This window comes from Bacterioplanoides pacificum, from assembly GCF_042648445.1.
Classification (GTDB): domain Bacteria; phylum Pseudomonadota; class Gammaproteobacteria; order Pseudomonadales; family Oceanobacteraceae; genus Bacterioplanoides; species Bacterioplanoides pacificum.
Window position 1 is genome coordinate 655,436 of the sequence record NZ_JBHRYB010000001.1, and the last position, 18,629, is coordinate 674,064.

General features: G+C 49.8%; 12 protein-coding genes. 8 read left to right on the top strand and 4 right to left on the bottom strand.

The window, feature by feature from the left end; translation table 11 throughout:
* The first annotated feature begins 144 nt into the window (after nt 1–144).
* The 8 genes from bacA (at nt 145) to ACFOMG_RS03050 (ending at nt 12,001) form a co-directional block, all read left to right on the top strand.
* Nucleotides 145–771, top strand: a complete 627-nt coding sequence (gene bacA, locus ACFOMG_RS03015; RefSeq protein ID WP_376864723.1) for a biofilm formation regulator BacA — start codon at nt 145–147, stop codon at nt 769–771.
* A gap of 15 nt (nt 772–786) precedes the next feature.
* On the top strand, nt 787–1,476 hold the full coding sequence (locus tag ACFOMG_RS03020) for a PspA/IM30 family protein (protein ID WP_376864725.1): 690 nt from the start codon (nt 787–789) through the stop codon (nt 1,474–1,476).
* A 63-nt stretch (nt 1,477–1,539) separates the two neighbouring features.
* Nucleotides 1,540–2,223: a DUF1449 domain-containing protein gene (locus tag ACFOMG_RS03025; RefSeq protein ID WP_376864727.1), complete on the top strand. Its 684-nt coding sequence runs from the start codon at nt 1,540–1,542 to the stop codon at nt 2,221–2,223.
* A gap of 76 nt (nt 2,224–2,299) precedes the next feature.
* Nucleotides 2,300–4,252 (top strand): flotillin family protein, encoded by a 1,953-nt coding sequence (locus tag ACFOMG_RS03030; protein WP_376864729.1) that lies wholly within the window; start codon nt 2,300–2,302, stop codon nt 4,250–4,252.
* A gap of 83 nt (nt 4,253–4,335) precedes the next feature.
* The gene (locus tag ACFOMG_RS03035; RefSeq protein WP_376864731.1) at nt 4,336–9,783 is read left to right on the top strand and encodes a DNA repair ATPase; all 5,448 of its coding nucleotides are present in this window, start codon (nt 4,336–4,338) and stop codon (nt 9,781–9,783) included.
* A complete protein-coding gene (locus ACFOMG_RS03040; RefSeq protein WP_376864733.1) occupies nt 9,770–10,333 on the top strand; it encodes a rhomboid family intramembrane serine protease in 564 nt (187 codons plus the stop codon). Before ACFOMG_RS03035 ends, ACFOMG_RS03040 begins: the two co-directional genes overlap by 14 nt.
* A gap of 52 nt (nt 10,334–10,385) precedes the next feature.
* The gene (locus ACFOMG_RS03045) at nt 10,386–10,625 is read left to right on the top strand and encodes a hypothetical protein (RefSeq protein WP_376864734.1); all 240 of its coding nucleotides are present in this window, start codon (nt 10,386–10,388) and stop codon (nt 10,623–10,625) included.
* A gap of 494 nt (nt 10,626–11,119) precedes the next feature.
* Nucleotides 11,120–12,001 carry a hypothetical protein gene (locus tag ACFOMG_RS03050; RefSeq protein ID WP_376864735.1) on the top strand — a complete coding sequence of 294 codons (882 nt, stop codon included), beginning with the start codon at nt 11,120–11,122 and terminating at the stop codon, nt 11,999–12,001.
* Between the two features lie 238 nt (nt 12,002–12,239).
* Here ACFOMG_RS03050 and ACFOMG_RS03055 read toward each other — a convergent pair whose 3' ends face one another.
* The 4 genes from ACFOMG_RS03055 to ACFOMG_RS03070 all read right to left on the bottom strand — a co-directional run bounded on the left by ACFOMG_RS03055 (nt 12,240) and on the right by ACFOMG_RS03070 (nt 18,606).
* Nucleotides 12,240–13,343 (bottom strand): endonuclease NucS domain-containing protein, encoded by a 1,104-nt coding sequence (locus tag ACFOMG_RS03055; protein WP_376864736.1) that lies wholly within the window; start codon nt 13,341–13,343, stop codon nt 12,240–12,242.
* Between the two features lie 167 nt (nt 13,344–13,510).
* Nucleotides 13,511–15,133 (bottom strand): hypothetical protein, encoded by a 1,623-nt coding sequence (locus ACFOMG_RS03060; protein ID WP_376864737.1) that lies wholly within the window; start codon nt 15,131–15,133, stop codon nt 13,511–13,513.
* A gap of 102 nt (nt 15,134–15,235) precedes the next feature.
* Nucleotides 15,236–17,125, bottom strand: a complete 1,890-nt coding sequence (locus ACFOMG_RS03065) for a restriction endonuclease subunit S (protein ID WP_376864738.1) — start codon at nt 17,123–17,125, stop codon at nt 15,236–15,238.
* Nucleotides 17,122–18,606, bottom strand: coding sequence for a type I restriction-modification system subunit M (locus tag ACFOMG_RS03070; protein WP_376864739.1), 1,485 nt, complete (start codon nt 18,604–18,606; stop codon nt 17,122–17,124). The genes ACFOMG_RS03065 and ACFOMG_RS03070 overlap by 4 nt, the downstream gene beginning before the upstream one ends.
* Between the last annotated feature and the right edge of the window lie 23 nt (nt 18,607–18,629).

The following is an 18,629-nucleotide window of genomic DNA, read 5'->3' on the forward strand; positions in this document are numbered from 1 at the left end:
CAGTGTCAGCAGCGCTCCGCCTGTATTTTGTATTTCTGCGGTATGGTAACGGCCGGTATCAGTCATGGCCGGGACCGTCTGTTCTGGATTTTTATTACATGTAATTGTTTGACTTGTTACATGTGAGGAGGGTAGTCTGCCTGTATGAAAGCAAAATCGTCAGCCCATTATCAACGAGAATACCGCCGCCGTTTGCGAGAGCAGGGGCTGGTCAAGAAGGAAGTATGGATTCTGCCGGAGCATGCCAAGCAGTTGTCGGAGTTTGAAAAACAGCTGCGTAAGCCCGGCGAAGTAAGCGAAACAACAGGAGTTGTGACTATGACTGAAAACATCAAACGCTGGACGACTGCCAGCTTGTATGACGCGCTGCGACAGGCGGAGTTGTTTGCTGAGCAGCGGGCAACCATTGAGCTGATCGATGGTGTTGATCCGGCTTTGCATATTGTAATGAATGAATATGGCGATCTGCCGCTGTTCTTAACGGTGGTCGGTGATCAGATTATTGTTGAAGCGGTGTTGTGGTCCGCGTCTGATGTCAGTGACCTGGTGCAGTTTAATGATGCCGTCCTGCGTACCCATAAATATCTGCCGCTATCGACCATCAGTCTTGATCAGGTTGACGGTGAGGACTACTACCACATGTTTGGTGCGCTCAGTGCCACGTCTTTACTGGCCAATGTTATTTTTGAAATTGAAGTCCTGGCCAGTAACGTCATTCAGGCTACTGAAGCCTATGGCGAGTTTTTAACCCTTCCTCTGGCTGCCAATTAAGGCAAGGAGCACGATATGAATATCTGGGTAAAAATGATGTCCGCTTTGCGCGGTGGTGTAACGGAAGCCGGTGAAGCCATTGTTGATAGCCAGGCGTTGCGTATTCTGGATCAGGAAGTACGCGATGCCGCCACTGAACTGACTCAGTCGAAAAACAGTCTGGCTGAAATTATGGCGCGTCAGAAGGTGGCAGAAAATAAATGCCAGGCGCTGCAGCAGCAGATTGAAGAACATGAAGGTTATGCGCTGAAGGCGCTGGAGAAAGGTGATGAAGGCCTGGCGCATGATGTGGCCGGTAAAATTGCTGAACTTGAGTCGCAGCTCGCTGTTGAGCAGGAAGCTGGTAATGGCTATGCCGCCAGTGCTGCCAGATTAAAAACGGCCATTGCGCAAACAGAGCGTAATATTAAGCGTTTAAAACAGCAGGTTGACACGGTGAAGGCCACTGAAAATGTACAGCGCGCACAGGCTGCGGTGGCTGAACGTCATAGTGGTTCACACTCGCGACTGCATACTGCCATGGAATCGCTGGAACGTATTAAAGAAAAGCAGGCGTTGCGTGATGCGCAAATGGAAGCTGCAACGGAAATGGCGGAACAGACAACCGATGCTTCGCTGCAGGAAAAACTGGAGCAGGCGGGTATTGCTGTCGGGGGGCACAGTGCCGATGATATTCTGGCCCGTATCAAAAGTAAGAAAAACTGATGTAAACTGCCGGCCAGCTGCCGCGGTGGCGGCTGGTTATTCAATGAGGCACAGGGAGTAGGGATGTTTGCCATCTTTTTGACCGAAGGAATGAATCCTTTTTATCAGAATATCGCGTCGTTCCCGACGGCTGTTTTTACCTTTTTACTGGCGCTGGCTGTCTTATATTGGCTGGTGGCGGTATTAGGATTGGTGGATATTGATATTCTCGATCTGGACTTGCCGGACGGTGATGCCGACCTGGATATTAACAGTAATCACAGCACGGCAGATGCGTTAGCCGGATTGTTATTGCGGTTCGGCCTGGTCGGGGTTCCGCTGACTGTCATCGTTTCTCTGATCGCCTTATTCGGCTGGCTGATCAGTTATTATTGTGTGCACTTCTTATTCGGCATGATTCCCGATGGGCTATTGCGCTGGCTGGCGGGTGTGCCGGTATTGCTGGTCTCTTTATACCTGGCGGTTTTAATTACAGCCCAGGTTATTAAACCGTTACGTTCATTTTTTCAGGCAACCGAACAACATACCGAGAAGAAGGTATTGGGCCAGGTTGCCATTGTTCGCACTGCTCGTGTTGATGAACATTTTGGTGAGGCCATGCTGGCAGATGGTGGTGCCGGACTTATTCTTAAAGTCCGTTCCCTGCCGGATAGTCAGTTTGCCAGAGGAGACCGGGTGGTATTGCTGGAATATCTGGCTGAACAAAATGCCTATCAGGTTATTTCTGAGCAGGAATTTAATCACTAACAGGCTGTTAAACAGCCACCTTCACCGGTTGTCAAAAACCGGTATTTAAAACAAACAGGAAATGGAGTACCAGGACATGGCAGACTTGTCTGTATTAATGCCCATTGTTTCAGGAATCGGCATTGTCTTTATTATCCTTATGGGGCTGGCGGCCCTGTTTAAGGCTTTCTATTTTAAAGTCGATCAGGGCACCGCGCTGATTGTCAACGATATGAGCTCGACCCCTAAGGTGCATTTTACCGGGGCGCTGGTTTACCCGATCATCTACAAAAAAGAGCTGATGAAAATCTCTCTGATCACCCTGGAAGTTGATCGCCGTGGCAAGGATGGTCTGATCTGTGCGGATAACATGCGTGCTGATATCACCGTAGCCTTTTACTTACGGGTGAATGAAACCGCGGAAGATGTGTTAAAAGTCGCCAAGTCGATTGGTGCCGGCCGGGCATCCGATAAAGCAGCCGTGAATGAGCTGTTTAATGCTAAGTTCTCAGAAGCGCTGAAAACCGTTGGTAAACAAATTGATTTTGTCGCTCTGTTTGAGAATCGTCAGGATTTTCGTGACAAAATTATTGAAGTTATCGGTGATGACCTTAACGGCTATGTGCTGGAAGATGTTGCCATTGATTACCTGGAGCAGACGCCGAAGGTATCCCTTGATCCTCATAACATTCTTGATGCAGAAGGTATCAAGAAGATCACTCAGCTGACCGCTGCGCAAAATGTGATTACCAATAATCTTGAGCGTGACGAAGAGCTGGCAATCAAAAAGAAAAATGTAGAAACCGTAGAAGCGATGCTGGAGCTGGAGCGTCAGCAATCCGATGCTGAAGCCAAGCAAGAGCGTGAAATTGCAACCATTCGGGCGCGGGAAGAAGCTGAAACCAAAAAAGTTCAGGAAGAAGAGCGTCGTAAAGCAGAAGAAACCACCATTATGGTGGAAAAAGATCTGTCCGTGCAGCGTGAAAACCAGCAGCGTGAAATTGAGGTGGCGGAGCAGAATCGTCAGCGCGCGGTGGTGATAGAAATTGAAAAAGTAACCCGGGCAAAAGACCTGGAAGTGGTTGCTCGTGAACGTGAAGTGGAAATCCAGAAGATTGAGGCAGAAAAAGCCATCGAACTGGAGCGTAAAGAAATTGCCAATGTTGTACGTGAGCGGATTGCAGTCGACAAAACGGTAGCGATTGAAGAAGAACGTATTAAAGAAGTACGCGAAGTTTCCGAAGCCGATCGGGCTAAGCAAACTCAGGTGCTGGCGGCTGAAGCGATTGCTGAAGAAGAAAAAGTGAAGCAGGTGAAAGAAGCGGAAGCGAAAGAGCTGGCTGCTAAACACAAAGCGATCGAAATCACCACCATGGCTCAGGCAGAGCTGGAAGCATCGGCTAAAGAAGCCGACGCCAAGAAGAAACTGGCTGAAGGTGAACAGGCTGAGCTGGCGGCCCGCGGTCTGGCTGAAGCGAAAGTTCAGTCTGCTAAAGCTGACGCGTTTGAGAAAGAAGGGTTGGCTGAAGCGAGTGTTATCAAAGCCAAAGGTGATGCCGAAGCGGACGCACTGTTGGGCACTGGTAAAGCCGAAGCGGAAGTGGTGGCAGCTAAAGGTGATGCCGAAGCGAATGCTGCGCGTGAGATCGGTATGGCGAATGCTGCAGTTACCCGCGAGCAATACAAAGCCGAAGCGGATGGCCTGGTAGAGAAATTCGACGCGATGAACAATATGAGCGACGAAGCCCGTTCGCACGAAGAATTCCGTATGGGTCTGGAAACCGCGCTGAAAGAAGCTCTGGCCTCTATTGACGCCGGTAAAGACATTGCCCGTGAAAATGCTGAAGTCCTGGCTGTCGCACTGCAGAAAGCCAAGATCGATATTGTTGGTGGTGAAGATCACTTCTTCGATAACTTTGCTAAATCGCTGTCGATTGGTAAAGCCATCGACGGTTTTGCCGGTAAGAGTAATACCATTCAGGCCTTGCTGGGCAAGGTAATGGCGGCGGCTCCGGCAGACGTAGCGACAGAAAAAGCAGAGCAGCATTAATACGCTGGTGCCTGTAACCATAGCGGTTGCAGGCACACCTGATTAACGGATCAATGCCCGGCTGATGGGATAAGGAAAAGTACATGGCAGAGCAACAACAGGCTGCGGATATTGTCGATTCAGCAGTTGCCGAAGGTGGTGCCTACGACATTATTAAGAAACGCCTGCAGGAACAGGGCGGTCAGCTGGAACAGGCTATTGATACGCTGAATCAGGCGCGTACTGACGAATTTGGCCAATCAGATATGAAAGTGGTTGGCCGCACCCGGATCCGCACCGAAAATAACTGCATTGCCCGTGATATGGTGCAGGTTGGCGGACATTTATTGTTTGGCTACAACGTGTTTATCGGGTTAAAAAAAGAAACCCGGGTTGACGATGTATTTGCCCTGTTCGATGTGCAGCAGCGTGATGGCCAATATGAAGCGGTTGCGGTTGATCCGGCCGGAACTTTTCTCGCCGATCCGTCGTTTGTCAGTGATTTTGATGAGTTGTATCGCTATTACAAACATACGCGGCTGGTCGAGCTAACGGTTAAAAAAGGAAAATTACTGGCAGGCTTCCAGATTGGCGAGCGGCTGGAAGATGTGCGGGTATTCCGCTGGTCGGTATCGGCAGATGGGCAGACGGTCAGTTATATCGATAACCGTGGCGAACGTGATATTCAGTTGCCACCGGCCTACGATTTTGAATGGACTGAAACCAGTCGCGATGACAGTGTCAATGGTCGCCATCCGCATATCAATATTCTCGACACCGTGTTTGTTGAAACGGTGGGCGGCAGTCTGACGATTAAGATTGAGAATAATACCGAGGATGGCCTGGGTATTTATCAGGAAGATGTCGAAGACCGGACTCAGTCACTGGATGATGCCGATATCTTTTATGCTGCGGTTGGTGGGCTGATTCTGCTGCGTATAAAACCCTACCGTGAGCAGCAATGGCGCCATTTTATTTATAACACTCTGACCGAAACCGTGGTGCGTGTGGATGCCATTGGGGAGTCTTGTGTGCAGCTGCCGGAAGATCACGGCATTATTTTCCCCGGTGGGTTTTACCTCAGCAACGGCGACTACAAACAGTTTGATGAAAGTACTGCCGGGTTGCGTTTTAAGCGTAAATTCCGTTCGCCCAACGGCGAAGATATGTTGTATATCTTTTACCAGCCGGTCAGCGGTGAAGTCGGATTGCTGTCTTATAATCTGATCGATAAAAACCTGCAGAACCCGGTATATGGCCACGGTTATGCACTGGCGGATAATGGTCAGCTGGTGATTTTTTCAGCAGAAAGTGAAGCTACCCGGGTGCACCCGATGCAGATCTGGGAAACACCGTATCAATCCGCAGAATTTGCCAGCCGGGCACCGGCCAGTCAGACATTTTATGGTCGCATTGGTAATGCCGAGCTGGTGCGTGGGGTGTCTGATTTATACAGTGTGGTACGCATGGTTAACAACCAGAGCGTATCGGCACGACTCTATGAAGAATTGACGAAAGCGGCGTTAAAAACCTTCGATGATCATTATTGGTTAGCTGAAAGTGAAACCAGCCAGATTGCCGGTTTGCTGAAAGATATTGCCGCGACTTCGGAACTGGTGATTGACGAGTTTGAAAAGGTTCAGAGTATCCGTAAGCAGTCCGCCAAGGCGATGACGGAAGCGGAAGGCGAACAAAAGTCATTGTTGCAGGCGGTACAGACAGAAAGTTGGGATAGTGCGGAGGAGTATGTCAGCGCGCTGGCACGTATCCGCCGTCAGCGTGGTCACCTGATGACATTGCGTGACTTGCGCTATATCGATGTCAGCCGGCTTGAACAGCTGGATGCTGAACTGCAGCAGGTTGAGGAAAACCTCAGTGAACGCACGGTTGGCTTCCTGGCTGATGAGCAGGCACTGCAGCCTTACCAGGAAAAAGTTGCGGACATTAATCAGCAAATTGACAGTGCGACCTCGGTGGCCATGCTTGACCCTGTTATTGAACAGATTGACGAAAGCGCCAGTCAGCTGGATTTATTGTCTGAATTAATGGGGACGCTGAAGGTTGATGATGCGACATTACGTACCCGTATTATCGACGCGATTTCGCAGGTCTACTCTCAGCTGAATCAGAGTAAAGCGCGTGCTCGTCATAAACATAAATCGCTTGGATCTGACGAAGCAATTGCTCAGTTTGGTGCACAGTTCAAACTGTTCTCACAAAGTATTGCTAATGCACTGGGCATGGCCAGTACGCCGGAGAAATGTGATGAGCAGCTGTCGCGTTTGCTGGTGCAGCTGGAAGAACTGGAAAGTCAGTTCAGCGAGTTTGATGAGTTCCTTGCCGATATTATGGAAAAGCGCGAGGAGCTGTACGAATCGTTTGAAAGTCATAAACAGCAGCTGCAAGACGAAATTCAGCGCAAGGCGCAGTCGGTAACGGATGCTGCCTCGCGTATTTTAACCAGCATCGAAAAGCGGTCACTGAAGTTTACTCAGCAGGATGAACTCAATACCTATTTTGCCTCTGATGCACTGGTTATCAAAATCCGTGAACAGGTTGAGCAGTTGCGTCAGCTGGACGCTTCGGTTAAAGCGGATGATGTAGAAGCACGGTTAAAAGCCATTAAAGAGCAGGCATTACGCTCGCTGCGCGATAAAACCGATATTTATGAAGACGGTGGCAATGTTATTAAGCTTGGACCGCGGCATAAGTTTTCGGTCAATACCCAGGAACTGGATCTGACGATTATTCCGCGCGAAGGGCTGCTGAATATTCATTTATCCGGTACCGATTTTTATCAGCCTATCGACGACCCTGAATTACTGGCGTTGCGTCCGTTCTGGGATATGAACCTGGAATCGGAGACGCCACAGGTCTATCGCGCTGAATATTTAGCCAGCCTGATACTGGAAGCTGCCCGTCAGCATAACGATGGTCTGAGTATGGAGCAGCTGCGCCATGCGCTGTTGAGTGACGAGCTGGATGAGCTGGTACAGCGTTTTGCTGCACCACGCTATAAAGAGGGGTATCAGAAGGGTATCCATGATCACGATGCCACGCTGTTATTACGCGCTCTGATACCGGCGCTTGATGGCGCCGATCTGCTGCGCTACGACCCGCTGAGCCGTGCGCTGGCGCAGGTATTCTGGTCGAATATTAAGGAGCTGGCACGTTCTGACGAAAAACCAGCGCTGATCAGGGACGAGCCGGATGACAATCCGCAGCAGAAAAAACAGGCGGCATTGTGTGTCAGCACCTGGCCATCCCGGGCCCAGTCAGCCGCGCAAATGGCGTCGGTCTTTCAGAGTAATGAAGCGGTGGCCTTATTGGCTGCCGAAGTCCGTACGTTATTGCAGCAATTTATTGCACAACATCCGATTGCTGTCAGTCAGCTGGATATTCGCCGGGCGGCGGATTATTTAGTTGCTGAGCTGGGACGTGAGGACAGCGCTTTTATTGGCAGTAAATACGCCCGCCAGCTGGTGGATGAGCTGAAGCGTTCGCTGGATGACGAAACCTGGCGCCGTTATCAGATGGCACTGGATAACATGCTGGGCTGGCCTGCGGAACGCTGGAATCTGACCTCTGCCTGGTTGCAGGCACTGGTCGATGACAAAGGCTTGCCGAAGCTGGCGCGTTATATTCCGGAGGCGGTGGCGCTGATCAACGCCAATGAGCGTATTGAGCGACGTTTTACTGAAACTGATCTGGAGCTCAGTGTCGGCGGCCTGATGGGGGACCACCCGTTATTACAGCAACAGACACTGGCGTTTGCTGTGGATGCTTTTTTATTAAAAATGGAGCATCACCTGCATGAAGTGGTGCCAGCTTACCAGCGTTATCTGTCATTACGTCAGCAAACCATCAGTGAACAGAGAGAGGCGCTGCGGCTTGAAGAGTTTAAGCCAAGACCACTCAGTTCATTTGTCCGTAACCGCCTGATTAATGAGTCCTATCTGCCGATTATTGGTGATAACCTGGCAAAACAAATGGGCACCATCGGTGAAAATAAACGGGCCGATTTAATGGGCCTGCTGATGATGATATCACCACCGGGCTACGGTAAAACCACCCTGATGGAGTACGTCGCCAGCCGTCTGGGGTTAATTTTTATGAAAATTAACTGTCCGTCTCTGGGTCACGAAGTGACATCACTGGATCCGGCTCAGGCGCCGGATGCCACCTCCCGCAAGGAGCTGGAAAAACTGAATCTGGGTCTGGAAATGGGCAATAACGTGATGCTGTATCTGGATGATATTCAGCACACCGACCCAGAGTTTTTGCAGAAGTTTATTTCACTGTGTGACGGCACCCGGCGTATTGATGGTGTCTGGCAGGGTAAAACCAAAACCTATGATATGCGCGGACGCAAATTCTGCGTGGTTATGGCGGGTAACCCGTACACCGAATCCGGCGATGTTTTCAAAATTCCGGACATGCTCGCTAACCGTGCGGACATCTATAACCTGGGTGATATTCTCGGTGGTATGGAAGAGCAGTTTGCCCTCAGTTACATTGAAAATGCGCTGACCTCCAACCCGGTGCTGGCACCGCTGGCGGTACGTGATCTGGCGGATGTTTATAAACTGGTGGATCTGGCCAAAGGACGTGACGTGGCAACCACGGATTTGTCTCACCAGTACAGTGGTGCGGAAATTTCTGAGATCACCAGCGTGTTGCAGAAAATGATGGTCGTGCAGGATGTGGTGCTGAAAATTAATCAGCAATACATTGCCTCTGCTGCCCAGGATGATAAATATCGCACCGAACCTTCGTTCAAGTTGCAGGGCAGTTACCGCAACATGAATAAAATGACAGAAAAAATTTCTGCCGTGATGAATAACGAAGAGCTGATGCAGATGATCGCTGACCATTACCTTGGTGAGTCACAATTGCTGACCTCCGGTGCCGAAGGCAACCTGCTGAAACTGGCAGAGCTGCGCGGCAATATGACGCCGCAACAACAACAACGCTGGCAACAAATTAAAGACGATTTTATACGTAATAAAGCCATGGGCGGTGATGATGCGGATACCGGTGCCCGGGTTGTGGCTCAGCTGGTGGATCTGGTGGCCGGCGTTGAAGCCGGTGTGCAGACCTTGTCGGCCAATGCTCAGCAGCAGCAACGTCATCTGCATGAGCAGAGTCAGCAAGTACGGCAACAACATTTACAGCAGCATGAACAGCAGCAACAAAGTCAGCAGGCGTTATTAGCAGCCAGTAATAAAGCCTTTCAGCAGAGTAATCAGCAACTGGCTGGCAGTGTGTTAACCGGACTGAAACAATTTGCTGAAGCGCTGCAGCAGATTAAACCTCAGGTGAGTGTGGTGAATCAGCCGGTCCCGGGGATGGACAAAATTCTGCGCGTGTTGGCTGAAACCATCGAGCACAGTATTTTCCCGCTGGTGCGCAGCATGGATAAAAAAATTGATATCGACTTACGCACCCACGACAAAATGCGTGATATCTCCGATCAGTTGCGTCAGCTGGAGCAGCAGGTAACGACCAGCGGTGATTCTCAGAGTGCCAATAGTGGGCATGAGCACAATTAAAGCTGCTCTGAGCGTTATTCTGCTGCAGTCGTTGGTGCTGGTGTTGGTGTTTATCGCCAACGCTATCAGCGGTGCGGCACTGAACGATTATGGCATTATTCCGCGTTATGTCGATGGCTGGTTTCATGTGCTGACAGCTCCTTTTATTCACAGCGACCTGAGTCACTTGCTGAATAATCTGCTGGGGCTGAGTTTACTCAGCCTGATCAGTATATGGCGTTCTGTCTCGCAGTATGTGTTGGCCAGTGTTTTTATTATCGTCATCACAGGCGGGCTGGTGTGGCTGTTTGGCCGCCCGGCATCTCATATTGGCGCCAGCGGCTGGATATTTGGTTTGTGGGCCTGGCAGATATCGCTGGCGTTGTTTGAGCGCAGTTTTGCCAGCCTGGCAATATGCCTGCTGGTGATTGTGTTACACGGCGGAATGGTGGCTGGTTTAATGCCTACTGATTCGTCAGTGTCCTGGGAAGCCCATGTCGGTGGTGCCATCTCGGGTTTGTTGTACGCTTATCTGGCCAGCCGCTGGCGATCGGAACAACAGAATAACTGACATCACTGCGTGCAGTGATCCATTCACTCCGTAACGGAAACAGGAGTTTTATATGAAAGAAAGCCGTGACTATCTGGAGATGTCATTCCATTCAATTAATTGTTTTTCTGATGACGGCACACTGGATGTGCATGAGCTGGAAAAGATCCTCGATATCGCTAAACGTGACGGCGTTATTGATGACAACGAAAAGCGGGTATTAGCGAATATCATCGGGCGTTTATCCGATAAGGAGCTGCGTGGCGAGTTGCGTCGCCGGGTGGATGATCTTAAAGCTGAGTACGATATTTAAGGATCAGCTGGCCTCCTGCCAGAGGCCGAACTATCTTTTAATTCTCGCTACTTTCAAGGTTTTTGCGTTTTTCGGCTTCTTTAATACCCCCATATATACCCCCATGTTTATTGGGGTGGGGGGTATTGGCAATATTCTGTTTGGATCAACAGGCAAGGTTTAGGCAAGGTTTTTCAGGCCCAGATAGTCCCATCTCTCAAGCGGTTCTTTCACGCTACAGGCAGCCCGAATCGCTGGTCGAGCCAGGGCACAGCGGTCGATATCAAAAGTCTTTGGACGATATTGCTCGCTAATGTCCCTCCCTTTCCAGTTCAGTCAATGTACTCTAAGCCTTTTACCTGGGGAGGCAGACTTTGGTTCCATTCTCTATGTTACTACTAGCGCTAACGAGTGATTACCCTGAAAGCGCGTGGAAGAACTATTTTCGCTATATGACCGGAGCTTCTCTGAGGACCGTAAATCATAATTTGAGTACAAAGACAGGCGAAGAATTTATGGCTTGGCTCATCTCAAAAGCAGAGAAAAACCAGAATTTTCCTGAGACGTTAAGGCAGGACTTTTCAGATTTTAAGCAGGCGAGAGAGAATGGTAGGGATTGCATAATGCCAGGTCGGAATATGGCATTGGCAGAGCACTATGGTGTTGAATCATTTTATAGCATGAAGCTGATTGACTTGATGGCGTATCCCTTCTCATCTGATTTCACTAACGGAAGTCTGGATCGCGCAGACGATTATATTTTCTGGGCTCAACATTATCCGTATTCTGAAATCATTGCTTATGTTGGTGATAGATATTTTTGGAAATTTCAGATTGAAACGCGTCTTGCAATGGATGCTCTGGTTATGTCGTTGGCTTGTCTTGCTTTGGATTCTGGTGACTATGTTGAAAACATTGATGATATAATGAACATGGTGATTATCCCTTATCTTAATAAGAGTAAGAGTGAAAAATCTTGCCGTGGTCACTGGTTTAAACAGCTTAGGAATAAGGTATGTGAAAAACACTCTTTAGGTGTCAGTGACTTTTATGGCTCTATTGCAATAGGTGACGAAGACCCGGATAACGTCGAAAAGCGATACAAACGTTGGATGAGCGGTAATAACCAGGCAACAGAGACAAAAGTTGGTGAGTTGTTACAGCAGCTTCAGAAAGAATTTGAATGGGATGATAGGGATGTTATGGCGGCAGCGAATGCATATAAGTTCTATTGTTCGGTTCCTTTATTAAATTCATCATTAAATTCATCTGATCTGGGTATTCTGCATTCAGTACCGTGTGGCGATGTTGGCTTTAAGGTTCGTGAAGAATTCAATGACGATTTTTCTGAACGATTTAAGTTCTGGATGATGTCACTTTCAGAACAGTTTAAATAATAAAGCCTACTCCAAGGAGTAGGCTTTTCTTGTCAGCGTTTGGGTGGGTTGTTTCCACGTCCTTTCCCAGAGCTGTTACCGGTTGTGCTGGGACCGTTGTGTGGTCTCGGTGCAGTTTTGGCCATTGTTTTGTCTCCATTTTTATACTCGACATTGAGTTCTTGTATAAAACCAGAGCAATGTCGCCAGTCACAGGGACATCCGGCAGCAATTAGATAAATAAAACTCTATTTCATCGTCATGGAGAGGGTATTTCCCACACGCCTTTCAGCCTTTCCACGGTATGCCGCCACTTGGTCGCGGTCGGCTTACAGACCGTGTTCTGATTACCAAATAACCCGGTTTCACTGAATGCTTTGCCGGTGGCCTCGGTATGCAGCCAGTTGACGGGCACAATGTATTCGGCCATTTCGTCAGGCTCTGCAGCAAAGTCACTGTAATCCATCTGAGTTGGCAGGCTGGTTAATGGCTTACCGTCGATACAGAAGTCGCTGATGCGCTGGCGTTCGCCGCTAACAATGCCCACGCCAACATAACCTGTTTTAGGGATGTTCACCCAGACCCGGTCGCCTTCGGCCAGCATATTCAGAGTGTTGGAATACCACTGGCCGGCACCGGCTGAGATAAATCCGTATTTAAGAGCGTCTTCCCAGTTACGGCGCTCGCCATGGCCGAAGGATACATAGAACTCGCCATTCCACGGCTCGCGGGCGCCACGGGTGCTGACCAGTTGCTGAGTCTCCTGTGGGTCGATCATCCAGGCACGGGACAGGTAGCGGTTATTGCCGTCAGTAAATGCAGAAAAGAACACCGCGTTAATACCCACGCCATGGCGGTTGTTCAGGTAGGTGATGATGCGCTCGGTACTGGCATCCAGCTCAGATGCCACAATCACCATCTGGTGGGAATCATTGATGCTGATGTCTTCCAACGGCTGACCAAATTTCGCCTTAAAAGCTGCATCCAGGCTTTGCACTGGCAGCTTATGCTTGGTGGCGAAGTCGACGTAACAATCGACCAGCTGATTGTCTTCCAGCGTTTCTATCCACGAAGCGTAATCAATAGCCTGCGCCACCACATCCCGCGGTGTTTTATCGCGCTTTAGTTCAATGATGATGACGCTGCCGTTGGCATCCAGTGCCAGCAGGTCGATGCGCTTATCAAAGCTGGTGCGTACCTGACGGCCTATCAGCAGCCAGTCGGCGTTGATGATGGATACATCCTGCACAATCAGCTCTTCCAGCTGGTTTTCATCGTCCAGGCGGGCGGTCTCCAACCGGGTTGGTGTGCTGGCTGTGCTGTTGCCGGCGTTGATGCGCCAGATGCCTTGTTGAATGGCCATAACATCCTCTTCCTGACTATTTATCTTGAATCAGTGGCTGGGTTAGTAGCTGACCCACTGAGTTGACAGCTTTTTGCCAGCGGCCTAAAGTCGCCACCAACACGCCCCCGGCCTCTTGGTGGCCAGCAACCTACGCTGAGGCTTTTTGCACCCCTAAGGCGTCTGCGTTATGGCTCAAAAAAACTGGCTGGCGGTGATTGCATGGTTCTTTCCATACCATCGCGCAGTGATTCGAGCTTTAACATAACCTTGCGGTTTTGTGCGTTAAGAATATCCGGTGATACCCATTGGCGATCATCAAAACCGCCAATGTAAACTCTTTCCGTTCTGGTTTCCCCAGACATCAATCCACGTTCACCAAAACCGACGTAGAGGGGTTTTTGGGTTGTAAAAACGGGAGTCCTTCCGTTGTTCAGGTATAGCCTGGCATGAACGTAACCACTGCTGAGGGTTTTGTCGCTCTGGTTGCGTACTGTCACTTGTATGTTGGGTTCGATGCGACCAAAAGAGCCTTTCGTATATTGCAGTTTTACATCCAGTATTTCTAAGTCGGCGTTACCGATGCCAACACTGTCCCCATTACTGAAGATAGTTTTTAGTTTACTGATATCCGGTAACACTTTTGCGACCTGGTTTGCTGTCGTGGTATTGGTATCAAGGCCGCTATGTACGCCCAGCTGGTCAAAGCTCGACGATTTGATCGGGACACTCTTCCTCATGCCATCGCTTATGCCAATCAAATTCAAAATCAGCTGCCGGTCGCTGGCATTCAGAATGTCGGGGGATTTCCAGCGCTCCTCTGAAAATCCACCCATGCTAACGCGGGTAGTAACGGTTGAATTAGGCTTCAGGCCATGGTCACCAAAGAAAATGTACAGATTTTCACGGCTTCGCCCTGCGCTGGTATCTACCGCAGGTTCCTTCTGACCCTGGATATATAAGCGAGCATCCAGTTTGGCGGAACTTAAATACAGTTCTGTTTTGTTATTCACGGTTATTTCAATGAATGGTTCCGTACTTCTGAAGCTACCCTCACGATAGCTTAAACGAATATCGGTAATTTCAAGATAGTTGTTTGGAATGGCAGTGTGTCGCCCCTGCTGCATGTGTTTACGCCAGGCAGACGTTTCATTTTTATCAGTATTTGAAATTGGCTTTGGTATATCTTTCTTATCAGCAACCTCAATATTTTTTTCAGTAACTTTCGCTGAAGACTTTGGTTCATGCTTAGTGGTTTGCGATGCAGACGATGGTTTGGGTTGTGGCTTCTGTAGTGCAGCCCGAACCTCTGTATTTTGTTGCCCCAGTTCAGAAACAAGCTTAATAGTCTTCGTGCCTTCTGGAATTACGAGGGGTTGTACATGTTTAGTTGGCTTTTGATTAATAAGCCATTGATACCCCATATAGAGAACAAGCATGACCATCACCCAGCGCCAGAACCGCCGACGAGGTTTTGCGGCTGGTATCGGCTTCAAGCCAGAAGCAGGGTCTTGCTGCATTGTTTTAGCACGCTGCATTGTCTGATCAGTCACCAACTCTTCCAACTGAGCAACGGCCTTTCTTGCAGTATCCAGAAAAATTTCAGGCTCGCTCAATTCAAAATCATGTTCATGCATCATCTTGTTACGAATCGTGGCGACATAGCGCAACTTTTTAAGCAACGGCGCTGGAATATAGCGCTCGGCATGTGACAACTTTTCATGCATACCACGCCCTTCGGCCTTGAAGTGCGTTTCCAGAATATGCTCGGCCTTTTTGGTGTGGTTAATAACCTGTTCGATGATGCTCATAGTCTGTTTCCGTACATAACCAGCGCACTCCTGCGCTGGATTCTTGTGGTTGCCTTGTATTTAACAGTCAGTGTCGTGTGTTGGTTGAATTGGGTTCATTGCTCAGTTCAGCGCTTGCTCGATGATGGCGTCGGTGAGGTTTAGCTGGGTTTCGCTCGCCTGCTGCAGGCGGTCTTTCAGCTGGTCACAGAGGGCGAATAGCTCGCCGACTTTGGCGATGACATTGGTTTGTTCAATTTCAGACGGGAAAGGGCAGAGTAAATTTTCTAGTTTTCCCTGGTAAATTGCCCAGACGTTGGTGGTTCCGGATTTTATTTTATCAAGTTCATACTTTCCCGATATGCTTCGCATCCAAATATCAATAAAATAAGATGTTGCTGGTTTTGAGAACTTAGCGCGTAGAATATTATTGTTATATAGTATTTTTATATTTTTTTTATTTTCAAAAACACATGTTTTTCCTACAAGCTCTTTGCTGTTTCTTGTATTGAATAAGAAATCACCAGAACTCAAATGGAATTTTAGTGCTTCTTCTTCTGTTGCATCCACATTCGTGATTTCTGCAATGTCGAAACCTCCAGTATTTAATATGTTATTCATTTTGAAATAGGGGTACTTCAAGTCGGGTGACTGACTATTTTTCCCCTTATCTATTCCCACGTGATGTTCAAGTGATAGTGTTCCGAATCTCACCCACTCCCACCCCTCTGGCAGTCCAAACGGTTTCTCTTCGTCACTCACCGGCGGCAGTTTTTTCGGCTTTTTGATTTTGCCTTCTTTCACCAGTCGGGCTTTTTCGGCGTCGATGCGTTTTAGCAGTTCTGACGCGGGTTCATCCTCTGGGTTTTGTTGCACCAGTTTACCCATAACGGCGAGTTGGAGGATGGTGTCTTTCAGGCGGTCGATGGCCCAGGCGCCCATGGGGCCGGAGAACAGCAGGTCGAAGTGTTGGGCGAGGCGTTGCCAGTTATCGCTGAGTTCTTGGGCGTTAGCTGACTCTGTCAGCGTTGCCAGCAGGGTGTCGGTTAGTTGCTGGTGGGCGGTGAGCTGGTGTTCGCTCTGTTGCTCCAGCTGGTCGCAGAGGGCCATCAGTTCATCGACTTTGGCGACGATACGTTGTTGTTCGGCGAGAGGGGGGAGCGGAATGCATATATTCCCCCATTTGCCTTTATTCAATATCGAAATGGTAGTGCTTGATGAATTACTCCACGCCATCTCTTGAAAGTATGAACTGCTCAGAGCTGCGAGCAGATATTCTTCCATAGGCAAGAAGGGGGTTATGGAATTGATCTGTTGATTGAAGCTACAGCGTTCGCGAGATATTGCGCACTTGCCAATAGTCCCAATACATACCATCAGTAAGGAACCTTTCGGCACCTCTCGACCTAAAGCATTTAGACCCGATTCAGATAGAAACTCGCTAGAGTTCTTCAGTATTCCTTGGTCAATGTCGCCTGGCTTCACGAATGGGATGTTGCCAGTGAAATATTCTGCCTTTCCTTTCGCTGGTGTCCCCCCTGTTTGGGTATTTCCCAAATTCCCCAGCCTTACCCATTCCCATCCCTCAGGCAGCTCAAAAGGCTTTTCGTCGTCATTCACCGGCGGCAGCGGCTTCTGCTTTTTCAGCTTACCGTCTTTGACCAGCTGCGCTTTTTCCGTCTCGATGCGCTGCAGTAACTCTGCAGCCGGTTCGTCATCCGGGTTTTGTGGTACCAGTTTGCCGCGTACGGCCAGCTCTAAAATCAGCTCACGCAGTTTTTTGATGCCGGTGAGTTCGAGCTTGCTGCTTTTCCCGGAACCACGGCCGCGCCCAGCGGTGGATTTGGGTGTGACGGTGCTGGTCCAGAGGTCGAGGTGTTCTGTGACCAGTTGCTGGGGGGGTCGTTGCTCTTTACCCGCCGCAGGCGCTTGGCTGTCCGAACGCTCTGGTGGATTTTGACCAGCTATCTCTGCTTGGTAGCGCGCTGCGCCTTCGTTGATCTGGTTGCTCATTTGGCGGTTTCTCCGCCTTTTTCGCCCGTGAGAGCAGCAGCCAGTATGCCTTTGAGCTGGTCGCGCAGTTTCTGGATGTCGTTCTGCTGGTCGGCGTATTGGGCCAGCAGTTCGTCCGGGTCGTGGCTGATTTGCTCTCCGACGTGTGGGTTTTTGATATCCAGGTTGTAGTTGCGCGCCTGAATATCGCTAAGGCTCACTTTCCAGGCTTGTTCGTTTTCTACACGTTTGGCAAAGCCGTCGGCTTCGTTGCCCCACCAGTCGATTTCGGTGGCGAATTCGTCAAAGCGCATGGGTTTGGTTTTGCTGTAGCTTTTGTAGCCTTCCGGGTACGGGTGTTCGTAGTACCAGATGTTCTCGGTCGGTTGGCCTTTGGTGAAGAACAGCAGGTTGGTTTTGATGCCGGTGTATGGGTTAAACACGCCGTTGGGCAGGCGCACGATGGTGTGCAGGTTGCAGTCATTGAGCAGGCGTTCTTTTAAGCGGGTTTTCATGCCTTCGCCGAACAGAAAGCCATCGGGCAGTACCACGGCGGCGCGGCCACCGTCTTTCAGCAGGCGGATAAACAGGGCCATAAAGAGGTCGGCGGTTTCGCGGGTGCGGAACTCGGCCGGGAAGTTGTTTTCAATGCCGTCTTCTTCGGTGCCACCAAACGGCGGGTTAGCCACAATAACGTCGACACGCTCTTTTGGCCCCCAGTCGCGGTAAGGGCGGTTGAGGGTGTTGTCGTGGCGAATCTGATCAGGCGTTTCGATGCCGTGCAGAATCATGTTGGTGGTGGCCAGCAGGTGCGGCAGTGGCTTTTTCTCAACGCCGTGTATGGTCTGCTGCAGGACTTTTTCGTCTGTTGGTGACTGCACGTAGCGTTTGCGCTTGTGCTCGATGGTGCAGGTTAAAAAGCCGCCGGTGCCGCAGGCTGGGTCCATCACGCTATCTTCGAGTTTTGGATCGACGCGGTCGACCATAAATTCGGTGACGGCACGGGGTGTATAAAACTCGCCTGAGTTACCAGCACTTTGCAGGTCTTTCAGAATCTGTTCGTACATGTCGCCGAAGGCGTGACGCTGCTGCGATTTGTTGAAGTCGATACCTTCCTGAATTTTGTTGATGACCTGACGGATCAGCTGACCAGATTTCATGTAGTTGTAGGCGTCTTCGAAGACGCTGCGAATCACGGCGGCGCGTTTGTCGCCAGCGATTTCGAGGTTCTGCAGGCCAGGGAAGAGTGTGGCGTCGATAAAGTTTTTCAGTTCGTCGCCGGTAATGCCTTCCGGGTTAGCTGCCCAGTTACGCCAGCGCATAGCGGTCGGTATCGGGCTTTTGTAATTGTCGTCAAAGAGTTCCCACTCTTGTTCGCGGTCGTCGTAGATTTTGAGAAACAGCATCCAGACTAGCTGGCCGATGCGCTGGGCGTCGCCGTCGACGCCGACGTCTTTGCGCATGATGTCTTGGATGGATTTGATTACGGTGCTGATGCTCATGGGGAGGTTCTACCTTCTGTGGT

Excerpts from the sequence above, each read along its gene's own strand:
- bacA (WP_376864723.1), top strand. The coding sequence starts at position 145 with ATGAAAGCAAAATCGTCAGCCCATTATCAACGAGAATACCGCCGCCGT.
- ACFOMG_RS03020 (WP_376864725.1), top strand. The coding sequence starts at position 787 with ATGAATATCTGGGTAAAAATGATGTCCGCTTTGCGCGGTGGTGTAACG.
- ACFOMG_RS03025 (WP_376864727.1), top strand. The coding sequence starts at position 1,540 with ATGTTTGCCATCTTTTTGACCGAAGGAATGAATCCTTTTTATCAGAAT.
- ACFOMG_RS03030 (WP_376864729.1), top strand. The coding sequence starts at position 2,300 with ATGGCAGACTTGTCTGTATTAATGCCCATTGTTTCAGGAATCGGCATT.
- ACFOMG_RS03035 (WP_376864731.1), top strand. The coding sequence starts at position 4,336 with ATGGCAGAGCAACAACAGGCTGCGGATATTGTCGATTCAGCAGTTGCC.
- ACFOMG_RS03040 (WP_376864733.1), top strand. The coding sequence starts at position 9,770 with ATGAGCACAATTAAAGCTGCTCTGAGCGTTATTCTGCTGCAGTCGTTG.
- ACFOMG_RS03045 (WP_376864734.1), top strand. The coding sequence starts at position 10,386 with ATGAAAGAAAGCCGTGACTATCTGGAGATGTCATTCCATTCAATTAAT.
- ACFOMG_RS03050 (WP_376864735.1), top strand. The coding sequence starts at position 11,120 with ATGGCTTGGCTCATCTCAAAAGCAGAGAAAAACCAGAATTTTCCTGAG.
- ACFOMG_RS03055 (WP_376864736.1), bottom strand. The coding sequence starts at position 13,343 with ATGGCCATTCAACAAGGCATCTGGCGCATCAACGCCGGCAACAGCACA.
- ACFOMG_RS03060 (WP_376864737.1), bottom strand. The coding sequence starts at position 15,133 with ATGAGCATCATCGAACAGGTTATTAACCACACCAAAAAGGCCGAGCAT.
- ACFOMG_RS03065 (WP_376864738.1), bottom strand. The coding sequence starts at position 17,125 with ATGAGCAACCAGATCAACGAAGGCGCAGCGCGCTACCAAGCAGAGATA.
- ACFOMG_RS03070 (WP_376864739.1), bottom strand. The coding sequence starts at position 18,606 with ATGAGCATCAGCACCGTAATCAAATCCATCCAAGACATCATGCGCAAA.